This is a genomic window from Actinacidiphila cocklensis (genome assembly GCF_907177275.1).
Classification (GTDB): domain Bacteria; phylum Actinomycetota; class Actinomycetes; order Streptomycetales; family Streptomycetaceae; genus Actinacidiphila; species Actinacidiphila cocklensis.
Genome location: NZ_CAJSLV010000102.1, coordinates 18,707 through 32,337 on the forward strand (window position 1 = coordinate 18,707; position 13,631 = coordinate 32,337).

Sequence of the window (13,631 nt, forward strand, 5' to 3'; positions counted from 1 at the left end):
CGGTGGCTGACGAGTACGCCCTGCTGTGGAACCTCGACGTCGACAGCATCGAGACTGCCGCCACGCACTGGCGGCAGCTGTCCGCCCAACTGGAGAGCGCCCACACCGCTCACCGCAGGAACGTGACCGGCCCGCTGAAGGAGGCCGGCTGGACCGGGGAGGCCGCCACCTCTGCCTTCCTGTTCCTGGACGGCATCGAGACCCGCCTCGAGGTCGGGTGCGTCGAGGCGGAGACGATCGGCACCGTGCTCTCCACCGTCCACCAGCGCATGTCCAGCGCGAAGAGCGACCTGCGGGCGGTCGTGGCGGAGGCGGAGGGCGCCGGCTACACGGTGGGCGACGACGGCACCGTCTACCCGCCACCGCAGCACTCGCGGTACGAGGCCGAGGAGGGCGCCCACCAGCTCGCGGGCTACCGGACCAGGGTCTCCTGCGCGCTCACCGCCGCCCGGCAGGCGTCGGAGGACGGCAGGGCGGCCCTGGCGGCCCTGCACGGCGACGTCATGGCGCAGTACCGGCCGCACGCGCTGAACGAGGCGGCCAACGACACCGAGGCCGCCATGCTGTACATGGGCATCAAGGAGCCCAAGCCGCCGAAGGACCCGCAGGCCGCGGCCGACTGGTGGCAGGGCCTCACGCCCGACCAGCAGCGGGAATACATCCTTTATTACCCCGAGATCGTCGGCAGCCTCGACGGTCTCCCGGCGGTCGACCGCGACCGGGCCAACCGGCTGGCCCTCGACGAGCAGCTGGACGACCCCACATGGGTGACCGGCCACGACTACGGGGTCGGGACCAGCGCCGTCCTCGATCCGCGCTACGTGGGGCTGGAGAAGCTCAAGGAAGCGCTGGAGGCGCACGATGACGCACCGCCCGGCAGGGAGCTGTACCTGCTCGACTTCCAGGGAGCGGGGGACGGCCAGGTGGTCATCGCCCAGGGCAACCCCGACACGGCGGCATTCACCGGCGTGTACGTGCCCGGCACCGACACGACGCTGGGGGGCGTTTCCGGCTCGTTGAACCGGATCGACCACCTCCAGCGGGCGGCGCAGGACGCCCACCCGAACGGCAGCGTGTCGACCGTGTTCTGGCTGGGCTACGACGCCCCCGAGATAGACGCGTCGGTGACCTCCACATGGCGGGCCGACGACGGCGCGCCGGACCTGCGCCACTTCATCGCGGGAACACGCGCCGCGCAGGGCCCCGAGCACCACCACATCACGGTGATCGGGCACAGCTACGGCTCGACGGTGGTGGGCACGGCCGCCACGGGCGGGCATCTGGGCGCCGATGACATCGTGGCGGTGGGCAGTCCGGGCATGAACGGCTACGCCGACCAGTTCGGCATACCCCGGGACCACGTGTACGTCGGGAAATCCCCGAGCGACCCCATAGCCAAGTTCTTTTCGGGCGCCACGCTGGGCGTCGACCCGGCAGGGCCCAATTTCGGCGCGAGCCAATTCGAGGTGGCGAACGGCGACCACAGCAGCTATTTCGACGAGGGCAGCAAGGGTCTCGAAAACATGGGGAGGATCATCGCGGGGCAAGACCCCACACTGGTGCATCCCGCTCCGGAGGTGGATCCGCCGCGTCCCCCTACCGCTCCGCCGATTCACAGGTATCCCACGATCTCCTGAAGGCCCGTCACCGACCTACGAAACACCGAAAGCAGGTGTCCCGTCATGAGGGGAATCCGCTGGTGCGCGCCGGTGCTTGCTCTCGTCCCGCTCGCCCTCCTGACGAGCTGCACGGCGTCGGACAACGGCACCGGCGACAAGAACGCCCCGTTGCCGCGGAAGAGCCGCGCGGACGCCCAAGCGGCGGCGGCGGCCTTCGTCGAGTCCCTCGCACGCAGCGCCGGGGCGCCGATCGACGCCAAAAGCATCAAGCCGGAGTTCTCGGACTGCATCGGCAGGAACGACGAGACCGCGCAGGACGGCCGCTTCTTCCTCACCTACCGCGCCCACTCCCCGCTGGTGCGGGCCCGGCAGGGCCAGGCAGGCGCTCGTGTCAGGGACGACCTCAAGAAGCAGAGCGCCGAGGACATCAGCTTCCGCGACGACGATTCCCTGGAACCCGCGGTCCTGCTGGAAGGACACGACCCGAAAACGCACTTCAGTATCGACGTCTCCGGCTACCGGGATCCCGACGAGATGCACTTTGTCGTCTCCACGCCCTGCTACCTGCCTCCGGGGGCGAGGCAGCAGCACTTCTGACCCTGGCCGGGCTGACTTCACTGTCAACGCACGGGCCGGGACCGGCCCGGCGTTCGACGGTGAGGAGTTCGGTGATCGCTCAAGGAACGAAGGTCGCTGCGCGGTGTGCAGGCGGGAAGCGGGGTCGCCTGGACTCGATGATGCTGTACGAGGACGTGGTAGCGGCCGGGGCGCTGTACAACCAACGGGTGCTGGAAGAGGTCTGCGACCGGCTCGGGCCGGCGACCGAGTCGCGCACGCCCACGCCGGGGCTCCAGCCGGTCATCGAGATCGCCGGTGTGCCGCCGGAGACCGCCGCTGCGGCGAACTGCCTGCAGGCCATCGCCCGCCACAAGCCCGTCCCCCGTGCAGCCCAGGCCGTCGTCGCTACGTCAAGGACGCCTTCGTCGACGACGACGTCGACCTGCCCCTGCCGGCCGACGGCTTCGCGCAGCGGATAGAGGAGATGACCGCCTCCGTGTGACCGGCACGACCGCAGGCACTGCTCCCCGCAGCTCGACTGCCGGGAGCTGTGCCGTGCCAGGGCCGGTGCGTGCCGTGTGACGCGGATGCGGTGTCGGCGGTGGCCGGCGGACTGCTCAGCCGATGCCGGTCACGCTCAGTGCGGTGGTCCAGTTGTTCTTGATGGCGGTGCGGGCCGCGGACAGGGTGATGGTGCCCTTGCAGACGGCGTTTTTGAGCTTGGTCTCGACGCCGTCCTTGGTGGTGGCGGTCTTGGTGCCGGAGTAGGGCTCGGGCCACAGGTTGCCGGGGTCGCGGGGGGAGCCGCCGAGCTCGAGGGGGATCTGGTGGTCTTCCTCGTAGGAGGACAGGTTCTTGTCGGCGTAGCCGTAGTCGGCGATGCCCTGCGTCTTCAGGGCGTTGGTGTAGGAGGTGGGCGGGCGGACGGTGGCGGTCCAGCCGGACACGCAGATGGCGGAGCCGATCGTGGACTGGGTGACGTCGGGGTTGTAGACGCCGGGCGTGCAGTGCGGGTCGGGCAGCGGCAGGTAGGACCGCGAGCAGGTCGCGGCGTCCGCAGGGCCGGTGGCGGCGACGATGAGGCCGGCGGCAGCCAGGGTGGTGGCCGCGAACGTGGCGGTGAGGCGGTGTGCAGGGCACATCAGGGAACTCCCGCAGAATGGTGCCCGGGGCGGTGCCCCGGGACGCTGACGGTAGGACACCACCACCTGGGTCTATGCGAGTAGACATCTGAGGTGAACACCTCATGTCCCCGGTGTACCGGGGGCCACGCGGGCGGCACCGAAGAGGAGTCCGCCACCGGCCCCCGGGCCGCCTCCCGCCATGTCGGCCCCCACGTGGCGCCCTGGTCTTCTGCGTCCAGCACACCGGTCTCACAGGGCCGGAGAAGACCAAGCCCGCAGGCCTGGTAACGCACGGGCCGGCTGCCGGATGGACGGTGCCGGCCGCGCTGCCGCACGCACCCGCGGGGGCTGGCCTTCGGCGGTGGTCAGGCGCCGCAGAGGGTGTCGTTGTTCTTCAGCGAGTGGGTGGTGTCGTTGAGCTGGTAGGAGCGCAGGTCGCCGATGGTCCCGCCGTCGCGCCCGACGCAGACGTGCCGGCCGGTGTAGTTGTCTTTTTGGTAGACCCTGGCGGTCCGGCTGCTGTTGTTGATGATGGAGCTGCCCTTGCTCCGGATGTAGTCCGGCAGGTGCCGGACGGATCCGTCGACGGCCCGCTTGACGTAGGGCTGGCCGTCGAAGTTGATCTCGGGGTAGATGCACACGAACCCCCGCGGGCAGGCGATCTGGTCCCTGGCCGTGGTGAGGGCAGCCGAGGTGGCTGTGGCGTAAGCGGGTGTGAGGCCGGCGAGTGACGCGGCGAGGACAGCAGGGACGGCGGCAGCAGTGAGCAGCGCGGTCGCGCGGGAGGCCGGCCGTCGTGTGCGCAGATATTTCATGCAACTGTGGTGTCCTGGCGGAACGGTTCTTCATTCCGTTAATGGCGGATGTTCGGCCCAATGGGCGATTCCTCCTACACAGCGCTCGGGTTGCGCCCGGTGTGGCGCCGGCCGTGCGGCTGGGGCGGAAGTCCATCCGCCCGTCCCGCGCGGTGGACCAAGAGCCGGGGGAGCCGGAGGCCGTCATGCCTGACGAGGTCGGCGCGACGGCGTAGGCGCGACGGTGGAAGATGCTGCGGGGCCTGGCCGCGGCGTTCGATCTGGCGCCCGAGCCGCCGGCGTCGATGTCGCTCTTGGTCGTCCTCGGGACGACGCGCGCCCGGGAGGCGATCGAGGCCAGTCACGATGTCGCGGTCGCGGATCCGCTGGCGTGGCTGGAGCACGAAGCGATCGTCGTGCACTCCGGGCCGGCGGCAACGAGACAGCCCACCGACAAACCGAGTTACACCGCTGGCGCTGGCGGCTGTACAGACCCGCGAGAAAGGCATGAGCCTGGCGAACATGGCCCGGTGGGCCCGCGCTCACGACATCCCCCTCCGCCCCCGCGGCGGAGCAAGCCATGATGCGGCCCTTCGCCTTCGAGACACGGCTGCTCAGAGGAAAGTCAGGTTCGGCATTGGGGACGGACAGGCCATAGCTCGATCCTCTGAGAGAATCGAGCCTCCACCAGACCCGGCGCAGCACCCGCCTGGTCAGCCGGTTGGTGGCGGCAGCGACAGCCGTGACCGGCCACCTGACCGCCCGGCGATCTACCCGGGTGACCACAGCCCTTCGCCGCGCTCGAAGAGCTGATAGACGCGCTGGGGATCCTCGTCCAGCGCCTCCCGCAGCTCGTTCTCGGTCACCGCGGAGTGACCTGCGTCCGGCACCTTGACATGGTGGAATCCCGGACTGCCTAGTCGCAGGACATTCTGGTTCCGATAGCAGATGAACGGCAGGCCCGCCTCCTGCAGCCGAACGGTGAGTTCCCAATCGCTCCGCTCCGACCACGTGATGTACATCCCGCGACTGCGGAGCTCGGGCAGGACCTCCTCGTACGACTCGGCGGTCAGCGGGTTGCCGATGATGTCAAGGCTCGTCAGGTCATGCAGGTCTAGCAGCGGAGTCAGGTCGGTGATCAGATTCCGGTTGAGGTTGCACTGGATCAGGGGCAGGTCGTTCATGCTCTCAAGGCAGGTCAAGCCACTGTCGTTGACCTGCAGCGTGCTCAGCGACGTGAACTGTGAGACGAACCCGCTGTCGACGGGGTCGCAGCCGAGCACGAAGAGCATGGTGAGCCCGATACACCTCTCGATGCCGGCGAGGTCACGAGCGTGCTGGACCACGAGTTCCCGAATCTCCGGCCACTCGGAGTCCTCGAGCGGCAGGACGTGCCCGGCCGCGGACTCCAGTGCCTCCACGACGGCTGGATCGAAGGACTGGGTCATGGTGTCTCCGTCTCGCTACTTGACCTTCAGCGCCCTTAGCGCCTGAATGAAGTCCTCACGTACGTGGCCGAAGTTGCTGACCTGTATTCTGCCCAGCTGGCGGATGGTGATAGCGTCCAGCCTTTCCGTCTCGGTCTTCACGCCGTCATCGGTCACCTTCACCCGCTTGTACTCGGCGTTGATCCGGAGTCCGAGTTTCGCTGGGTCGATGTGCGTCACCTGGCCATCCCACATCAACCGGCCGGCGTCGAGCTCCTTCAGCAGGACTTCGGTCAGGTACTGGGCCGGCGTGCTGCTGTCCGTGCTCGACCCGACGTACGTATCGAACAGGGTCTTGAGCGGCCGGTGCCAGAAGTCGTCCCGGCCGTTGAAGATGGGGTTGCCGTCCCGCTCCCACCCGCCGACGTGCGACTCGACCGACACGTCACCGCCCCCGCTGGTCTCTGCCGCGAGACCCACCTTCCACACCACGAAAGCGGTGTAGGAACGGAGCGCTGTCTGGAGGGTGATCCAGTCCTCGGCGATGTCGCACTTGTTGGAAAGGGCCGACTTCTCGCGCTGTTCGACCGCCGCCTTCAGCACGTCGCCCACATAGCTGGTGGGGATCCACTCGTGCTTGCCCTTGTCGGCATTGCGGAACTGCGTTTTGATCCACTGCTTCGACGCGCCCTCCGCGTTCCAGACCTCAATGAACTTGTCGTAGTCGACCCCCTCCGAGCTGCCGCCCCGGGCGAGAAGCTTCAGAAAGGGGATGATGCCGCCAGCCTCTTGGACGGCATTCACCACGTCGGGGTCCGCCTTTTCCTTGGCCATTGGCAGCGGCTCGAACTCGCCGAACTTCCCCGGCGTGGTGTAAAAGGCCAGCTCCGCGTACTCCGCGTTCTTCTCGCTGGTCTCCGAGAACTTCCGCGCCGCCGGGCGCAGGTCTGACTCGGCCTGCTTGCCCATCGCCTCTACCAAGTCGTGCCGGAATGCGGCGCCCTTCTCGACCTCCGTCTCCCACACGTTCGGTTTGTCCGGCTCGGTCTTGCGTCCCTTGAAGTGCCCCCGGAAGACTTTGTCCAGGAAATTCTTGGTCGCCACCTTCTTGGCGCCGGTCGTCCGGGCGGTGTCAAGCACCTTGTCGTCCGGCCACAGTCCCGCCCGGCCGAGCTGCGACGTCCACCAAGAGCCGAGGACCTTCACGATGTAGTCGCCCGCGCGCTTCGGCAGGTGTACCCGGACCAGATCCTTGCGCTCCTCCTCCTTGTCCCGGGTCGGCAACGTGTGCGACGCGGTAGCCCTCACGGTCTGGACGTGCACCTTCTCGCCCTCGGGCGTCCGGGACTCCACGACTAGGTGCAGGGGCACACGGTGCTTGGCGCTGATGGCGGCCACCTGCTTAGTGGCCGCCTCGTGCTTCGGCCCCTTGGCCAGCATCCGATCCGTGTCGGCGATAGCCGTCCTGGACGTGTCCGGCGAAGTCTGATGGTCCTTGCCGGGCTTGTCATCCTTGCTTTTGCGGCCCGTCAGCTTGGACTTGAGTTTGGCCCAGAGTCTTTTGCCCATCTTGACGATGAAGCCGACGATCTTGTCGATGACGCGGTTGACGGGCTTGGCGACGGCGTGGAAGACGGATTTGACCTTGGCGGCGAGGTTGCCGATGCCGAGGAGGGAGGCGAGGAGGCCGAGGAGGGTGGGGATGGCGGCGGCGAGGGCGGTTTCGACCATCTTGGGGACGCCTGCCTGGCCGCCGTTGGCGATGGCGATGACGGCGTCGAGGACGGCGTTGACGAACTCGATGACCTGGGCGCCCTGGTTGATGACGAAGGAGACGATGTCGACGATGGCCTTGACCGCGCGGACGAACGCGGAGGCGGGGTTGAGCAGGGACAGGATCCAGGTGATGCCGGCGATGATGACGGTGGGGATCAGGTAGGTGGTGAGCTTGCCGAGGATCGTGGCCTTGAGGTCGCCGGCTTCCTTGACGATCTCCTGCTCGATGCCTGCTGGGCCTTCGCGGGCGAGTTTCTGGGCGACGGGGACGGACTTCTCGACCTCGGTCATGGCCTGGTCGGGGATGCCCTTGGCGGTGATGCGGGCGCGGATGTTGGCCCAGGTCAGGCCGAGCAGTCCGGTGATGAGCCGGATGATGCCCTTCAGGTCGAAGGACGAGGGCAGGTCCAGGCCGGCCTTGACCGCGGTGCCCAGCAGCCAGGAGACCAGACCCTTCTTCAGGTGGTCGCCGATGTTGGTCACGAAGAGCTTGAGGCCGGCGCCGACGGCGTGGACGAGGTTGTTCAGGAACCCGATCGGGTTCCTGATGATCTTGCTGATCGCCGAGGCGGCTTTCGCCAGGATGCCCATCAGGAGGTTCTTGAGCTCCATGATGGTTTTGATCACGCCCGCGATCGCGCCGACCGCCTTGGACACCAGGCCCTTGTTGGCGTCCTGGAGCTTCTTGATCTCGTCGTCGATCTTGTGCAGCGCCTGCGTGTACTTCGTCGCCAGGTCCTGCACCAGCTGCTTGGACTTGTCGTCGACCTCCGATTCGAGGTCGTCGAACTTCCCCGCGAAGTCCTTGGCCGCGTCCTGACCGTACTTCCGCAGGTCCGCCGGGAGCTTGTTCACCTCCGCCGTCAGGTCGGAGCGCCCTGTGGCGATACGGGCCTTGGCCTTGCCCAGTTCGGTGCCGATGGTGTCGGCGACCGACGAGATGACGCCCTGCATCTGGGTGACGTAGAGCTGGCGGGAGATCTGGAAGAGGTCGTTGGCCTCCTTCGGCATCCCCAGCAGCTTGTCCTTCGCCCACTTCGCCCCGCCCAGCCAGCCCCCGTACCGCTTGTGCTTGTACGCGCTCATACGGGCCTTCTGATCGGCCTCGAACGCCGCCCGCGCCTTCGCCTCGCCCGCGTTGAACTGGGTGTCGACCTTCTTGTCCAGGCCGTCGAGGATGCCCTCGACGTCCTTCTTCGCCTGGTCGAACACCTTCTGCAACCGGGCCGTGGCCTCCGCCCGCCGTGACTCGTCCTTCGACTTCGCCCCGCCCTTGCCGCCGTCGACGGCCTTGCCCGCCGCATGCCGGGTCGCGGTGAGCTGGGCCATGGCGTGCGCACCGGTCGCCGCGGCCCCCGACTTGGCCGCGGCGATCTGCTGCTGCTCCGCACCGCGGGCCTTGCCGGGGGCCGTGGCGGAGTGGGCGTCGGCCTGCTTCTTGTCCTTCAACGCCCCCGTGAAGTCCGGCTCGTTGCTGCGGGCGAGCTGGTCGTCGGTGACGTCCGCGGACTTCATCTGGTCGTCGGTCTGCTTCGGTCCGGGTGAGAAGTCCGTCACCGCAACCGGCTGCGGGGCCGGGGCAGCATCGGAAGCCGACGGCGCACCCGGATTCCCCGGGGGCTGGTCCGGGCGCATCGGTACCACGGTCTTGTCCTTGGCCGCCGACGTGTCCGGCGGCGCATCGGTCGCCGTCGCGATGTCGTGCGCCGACGCCTTCTTCCCGTCCGTGACCTTGCCCTCGACCGCACCCTTGATCTTCTCGGCCTTGCCCGACTTGGAGAACTTGTCCGCGTCGTCGAGGTTCTTCGGCGCCTGCGCCGCGATCGCGTCGTTGACGGCCTTGACGAACGCCGCCTTGTCGAAAGCCCCCGGCTTCGCAGCGTCCATCGCCGCGGAGTTCGCGACCTTGCCCTGCGCCTGCTTGTCGTCCGGCGGCGCCACCGCCGCATCCTGCGCGGACTTCGACTCCGTCGCCGCCGGGTGATGCGCGCGCAGCCGCGCCCGCTTCGCCGCCACGTCCGCCGACACCCGGCGCATCCCCGGCGCCTGCGACGGCGAAGGGGAAACCGGCGCCACGTACCGTTGCGCCACCAGCCGCGCCACCGCCGCATTTCCCGCTGCGCCCTGCAGGAGTTGGACGGTCTGTCGGCTCAGCGCCCGGGCTTGCGGCACCGGCGCGGGTGCACGATCAGGAGCCGGAGAACCCTGCTCTGGCGATGCGTCCTGCGGGGACTGATGCGGTCGGTCGCTGTCGGGGGACTTCTCCGGAGTGGCCTTCACCGCACCACTCCCGTCGCCCGCTCACCTGGCCGTGTGCTCCCTCAGCATGCGAGGCAACGGAGAAGCCGGGGATGAACGCTTGGGCAGCGAGCGGTGCAGAGCAGGGGTGTCCGTCAGGGAAGACGGCGAATCGACAGATGAGTGAAGCCCCTGGTAGACGGGTTCACGACCAAGATCACCCGGTATCCGCCAGAGGCTTCGCAGGCTTGTTTACCCGTGCGGGCTGGACGTGTCCAGCCGATCCCTGTCCTTCCTCGCCGCTCGCCTGCGAGAACACCGCCGTCGGATCGGAAGCCGCTGGCGCCGGCTCCCGGTTGGCCGTCAAGCTCTCATGGTGTTGGCGCATCTCCGGAACGGAACCACATACGCCCAGCTCGCAGCGTGTTTCGGGGTTGGGACAAGCACGGTCTACCGGTACATCAGCGAGGCCGTGGATCTTCTGGCCGCCCTCGCACCGACCTCGACGAGGCCGTCCGGCCTGCTTCGAGGAAGGCGTATGTCCTGCTCAACGGGACGCTCCTGCCGATCGACCGCATCGCCGCCGACCGGCCCTTCTATTCTGGGAAGCACAAGAAACACGGCATGAACGTGCAGGTCCTCTCTGATCCGTTCGGCCGGCTGCTGTGGGCCTCGCCCGCACTGCCAGGGGCCCCGTTCACGACGTGCGCGCGGCCCGCGAACACGGCATCATCAATACCCTCGACCAGGCCCGAATCCCCTGCTGGGCGGACAAGGGCTACCAGGGTGCCCGAGGCACGGTCCGAGTTCCGTTCCGTGGCCGGTGGGAGAAGCTCTCCGCAGGTCAGCAGGCCGTGAATCGATCCCACGCCAAGATCCGTGCCCTCGCCGAACAAGCCATGGCTACCCTCAAGAACTGGCGAGTCCTACGCAAACTCCGCTGCTCGACCACCCGCATCACGAGCCTCGTCCAGGCAGTCCTCACCCTGCATCACGCCAGCTCAACCACAGGTTGAAATAGGCTCAAGGGTTCCACCAAGCCGCGCGAGGTGAATAGACATTCCGGGGCTGCCGGGTGCTTGAGACCACTTCGGGCGTGAACGGATGGATGATCTCTGCGGGAACTGCTGCACACTCGACAACTGACCGCGCTCCGTCAGCCTGTGCCGGGAGTGTCTAATAAACGGCTCTGTCTCACTTTCGGTGGTAACGCATTGTGGCAACGGTTACTGACGGCAATGTGTGTAGGCCAGATAGGGATACGGAATTGTCGGGGGCCGGCTTCTCGTCCTCGGATACGGCGCCAGCGTCGGCTGCGGACTGCGCAATTGCGTCCTGAACGAGCGTGACGTTCCGTCACCGCTGAGTAGGCCCGGAGCGCGGTGCCGGGATTGCTCCCGGTCCGTTTCTCCGGACCTCTCGCCGAACCCGCCGTGCGCCTCTCAACGCAACGGGCTCTCCACGGTCTCTGCCGTCAGACGGGGTTCGCAGGCTGCCATGGGTTGGGGATCGTGCTGGCCCGGTATCGGTAACGGCTGACCGTGACCGATGCAATCTGGAACAGCTCGATCCCGTCTGCCGCGATCGGTAGCCACCGCCCGGGGGGGGGTAGTGAACCGGCGGCGGACGTCGCCCCAGCTCCAGTGGTGGCGTTCCCGCAGCATGCGGATCAGACGCCACCACACGAAGGCGTCAAGCTTCGTGAAGACATGCTTGGCGACAGCGTGCTTGAAGTTGGGCCTTCCCCCGTGAAGGTGGGCACGCGGTTATTGATCACGCGGCGAGCATGAGTTTAGCGGTGTGGTGTCGGTGTTCGTGTTCGTTGGGGCTGAGGTGGCCGTTGGCGGAGTGCCGGCGGCGGGTGTTGTAGCGGGTGAGCCAGGCGAAGACGGTCCTGCGGCAGGTGTCGGCGTCGCCGTAGTCGTGGGCGCCCTGGAGGGTCTCGCGTTTCAGGGATGCGTGGAAACTTTCGCATGCGGCGTTGTCGGCGCTGGTGCCGACCGCGCCCATCGACCGGGTCACCCCGGCCTGGTCGCAGAGGTCGGCGTAGGCCCGGGATCCGTATTGCGCTCCGTGGTCGGAGTGGAACACGGCGCCGTCCAGGCGGCCACGGGTCGAGGCTGCCATCCGCAACGCGTCGGAGACCAGAGTGGTGCGCATGTGGTCGGCGATGGACCAGCCCATGACCTTGCGGCTGAAGCAGTCCAGCACGGTCGCGAGATAGAGGAACTCCCCGCCTGCGAGCGGGAGATACGTGATGTCGCCCATGTATTTGTGCCCCGGCTCGGTGGCGGTGAAGTCCCGCTGGAACAGGTCCGGGACCGGTGAGGTGGCCGGGTCCGGGACGGTGGTGCGCACGCGTCTGCGCAGGCGGATGCCGGTGATGGAGAACGTCCGCATGATCCGGGCGACCCGCTTCTCGTTGACCCGTTGCCCCTTCTCGCGGAGCTCGGCGGTCACCCGCGGGGAGCCGTAGGCGCCGCCGGACTCGCCGTGGATCTGACGGATCTCCTCGGCCAGGACCTGGTCCTGCCGCTGCCGGCCAGCCCGGGCATCGGCGCCGGCGAGCCACTTGTAGTAGCTGGACCGGTTCACGTCCAGGACCTGGCAGAGCCGCTTCACCTCGTAGGTGTTGCGATGGTCGTCAACAAACTGGAAGCGGCTCCTCACCAGTTCGTCTCTCCGGCGAAATACTTGGCCGCCTTGCGGAGGATGTCCCGCTCGGTCGCGAGCTTGCGCTCACTCGCCTCGAGCTCAGCCACGCGGGCCTCCAACTGCCGCACCCGCTCGTCCGGATCTGCGGACGCAACGGCCTCCCGAGGCCGGGCGCCCGGCGTCGCAGCCGCGGCGGTGATGCCACGGCGTTCGCGGTCCCGCAGCACCCACTCACGCAGGGTCGCCCGGTTGACGCCCAGGTCAGCGGCGATGCTCTTGTAGATCGCCCCGGGTGTGGACTCGTTCAGGGCCACGGCATCGGCCTTGAACTCGTCCGAGTAGTCCTTCATCGCCATCGGCGGTCTTCTCGCTTCCTCCGGATCAAGCAGATCCAGTATCAGCGTGTCCACCACTCAGGGGGAGACCCCTGCAAGCTGGGACGTGGCTGGTGCCGGGCCAGTGCGGGCGGGTGTTGGGCGGGGTGTGCGGGGCCGGGTGGCCGGCCTCCCGGCAGGGCCGGGAAGAGGAGCCGTAGGCCCCATGCTCCCTTCCCGCCGCCGGGCCAGCGACGGGAGAATGCATCGGTGGACTCATCAACTCTGCTCGGACTGGCGGGTATCGGTGGCACCGTAGTTGCCGCTGGGATCGGTATGAGCGGAGGCCTCCTCCAAGCCTCGATCACCCGTCGGGGAACTGCTGCCGCAGAAGACCACAAGGCCCGTCGGCAGGTGTATGGAGCCTGTGCCACCGTCCTGCTGGCTCGCCGCGATGCGGTCGCTGAGCTCCGAGAACTCTTCCGCGCAGATGTGTTGGATCAGAGCGCTGCGGAGCAGCTGCTTGCCGAGATCGAGTCCTTGCGGCAGGACGCAGCGCGGGCAATCGGCGCGGTGATGGTGGAAGGGCCGAAGGCGGTCGGGGACGCCGCTGGGCATGCCGGCCTGAACAGCGAGCGCGCGGCTCGCCGATACCGGGGCTGGGCGGCCGATATCGCTGGTGGCAGGGATCTGGGCGACTTGCGCACGAGCACGTTGGATACCGCTACCCAAGACTGGCAGTACATGAACTGGGCAGTTGGGAGCTTCCTTGACGAGTGCCGCAAGGTGCTGCACCCAACAGAGCAAGAATGATCGGCTGAGCCGGGTTGTTTTGGTTTGCAAGTATGTCGTCTCAGTTGGGATGGTGCGGATCATGCCATGTATGAGTCTCTGAGCTGCGAGGACTCAAACATTGAGATTGAGTGCCGACCTGCGGCGATGCGGGCTGTCTTGGGGTAGGTATGACGTCTGACCTGCGAGGAGTCTAATTGTGAGATCTTGGACTCAATCTCGTTGAGGTGGCGCTTAGCCTCGATCTTTCGTGACGGTCTGTCGACGGAGTTGGTGGACCGTTTCGCGTTCTGGGTCTGATGGTCGGCAGGCCGGTGGCCCGGCTGCGCGTCGG

At 67.5% G+C, this 13,631-nt stretch carries 11 protein-coding genes and 1 pseudogene; 6 read left to right on the top strand and 6 right to left on the bottom strand.

Annotation, left to right across the window (positions count from 1 at the left end):
- The first annotated feature begins 2 nt into the window (after positions 1–2).
- The 3 genes from NFU81_RS35160 (at position 3) to NFU81_RS35170 (ending at position 2,656) form a co-directional block, all read left to right on the top strand.
- The gene (locus NFU81_RS35160; RefSeq protein ID WP_251499518.1) at positions 3–1,637 is read left to right on the top strand and encodes an alpha/beta hydrolase; all 1,635 of its coding nucleotides are present in this window, start codon (positions 3–5) and stop codon (positions 1,635–1,637) included.
- Between the two features lie 45 nt (positions 1,638–1,682).
- The gene (locus NFU81_RS35165) at positions 1,683–2,216 is read left to right on the top strand and encodes a hypothetical protein (protein WP_251499521.1); all 534 of its coding nucleotides are present in this window, start codon (positions 1,683–1,685) and stop codon (positions 2,214–2,216) included.
- A 137-nt stretch (positions 2,217–2,353) separates the two neighbouring features.
- Positions 2,354–2,656, top strand: a complete 303-nt coding sequence (locus NFU81_RS35170) for a hypothetical protein (RefSeq protein WP_251499524.1) — start codon at positions 2,354–2,356, stop codon at positions 2,654–2,656.
- A gap of 138 nt (positions 2,657–2,794) precedes the next feature.
- On the opposite strand, the gene NFU81_RS35175 is transcribed toward NFU81_RS35170, so the two are convergent.
- Both NFU81_RS35175 and NFU81_RS35180 read right to left on the bottom strand, forming a co-directional pair.
- Complete coding sequence (locus tag NFU81_RS35175; protein WP_251499526.1) at positions 2,795–3,319, bottom strand: hypothetical protein; 525 nt, start codon at positions 3,317–3,319, stop codon at positions 2,795–2,797.
- Positions 3,320–3,666: 347 nt separating this feature from the next.
- The gene (locus NFU81_RS35180) at positions 3,667–4,116 is read right to left on the bottom strand and encodes a peptidase inhibitor family I36 protein (RefSeq protein ID WP_251499529.1); all 450 of its coding nucleotides are present in this window, start codon (positions 4,114–4,116) and stop codon (positions 3,667–3,669) included.
- A 230-nt stretch (positions 4,117–4,346) separates the two neighbouring features.
- Here NFU81_RS35180 and NFU81_RS41510 point away from each other — a divergent pair, with 230 nt between their 5' ends.
- Positions 4,347–4,679 (top strand): relaxase domain-containing protein, encoded by a 333-nt coding sequence (locus NFU81_RS41510; protein ID WP_422665374.1) that lies wholly within the window; start codon positions 4,347–4,349, stop codon positions 4,677–4,679.
- Positions 4,680–4,865: 186 nt separating this feature from the next.
- Here NFU81_RS41510 and NFU81_RS35185 read toward each other — a convergent pair whose 3' ends face one another.
- The gene (locus NFU81_RS35185; protein WP_251499532.1) at positions 4,866–5,543 is read right to left on the bottom strand and encodes a leucine-rich repeat domain-containing protein; all 678 of its coding nucleotides are present in this window, start codon (positions 5,541–5,543) and stop codon (positions 4,866–4,868) included.
- A gap of 15 nt (positions 5,544–5,558) precedes the next feature.
- Positions 5,559–9,335 (bottom strand): phage tail protein, encoded by a 3,777-nt coding sequence (locus NFU81_RS35190; RefSeq protein WP_251499535.1) that lies wholly within the window; start codon positions 9,333–9,335, stop codon positions 5,559–5,561.
- Between the two features lie 427 nt (positions 9,336–9,762).
- Between NFU81_RS35190 and NFU81_RS35195 the strand changes: the two are divergent.
- Positions 9,763–10,552: pseudogene (locus tag NFU81_RS35195) on the top strand (transposase family protein).
- Between the two features lie 426 nt (positions 10,553–10,978).
- Here the strand turns inward: NFU81_RS35195 and NFU81_RS35200 are convergent.
- Entirely contained in the window at positions 10,979–11,221 is a 243-nt protein-coding gene (locus tag NFU81_RS35200; protein ID WP_251499537.1) for a hypothetical protein, read from the bottom strand.
- A gap of 88 nt (positions 11,222–11,309) precedes the next feature.
- Positions 11,310–12,547 (bottom strand): IS3 family transposase gene (locus NFU81_RS35205; RefSeq protein WP_422665375.1). Its coding sequence is split into 2 segments (ribosomal slippage): positions 11,310–12,217 and positions 12,217–12,547, totalling 1,239 coding nucleotides; the frame shifts between segments, so codons are not numbered across the junction.
- 228 nt (positions 12,548–12,775) lie between these two features.
- Here NFU81_RS35205 and NFU81_RS35210 point away from each other — a divergent pair.
- Positions 12,776–13,318, top strand: a complete 543-nt coding sequence (locus tag NFU81_RS35210) for a hypothetical protein (protein ID WP_251499542.1) — start codon at positions 12,776–12,778, stop codon at positions 13,316–13,318.
- Positions 13,319–13,631 lie beyond the last annotated feature (313 nt).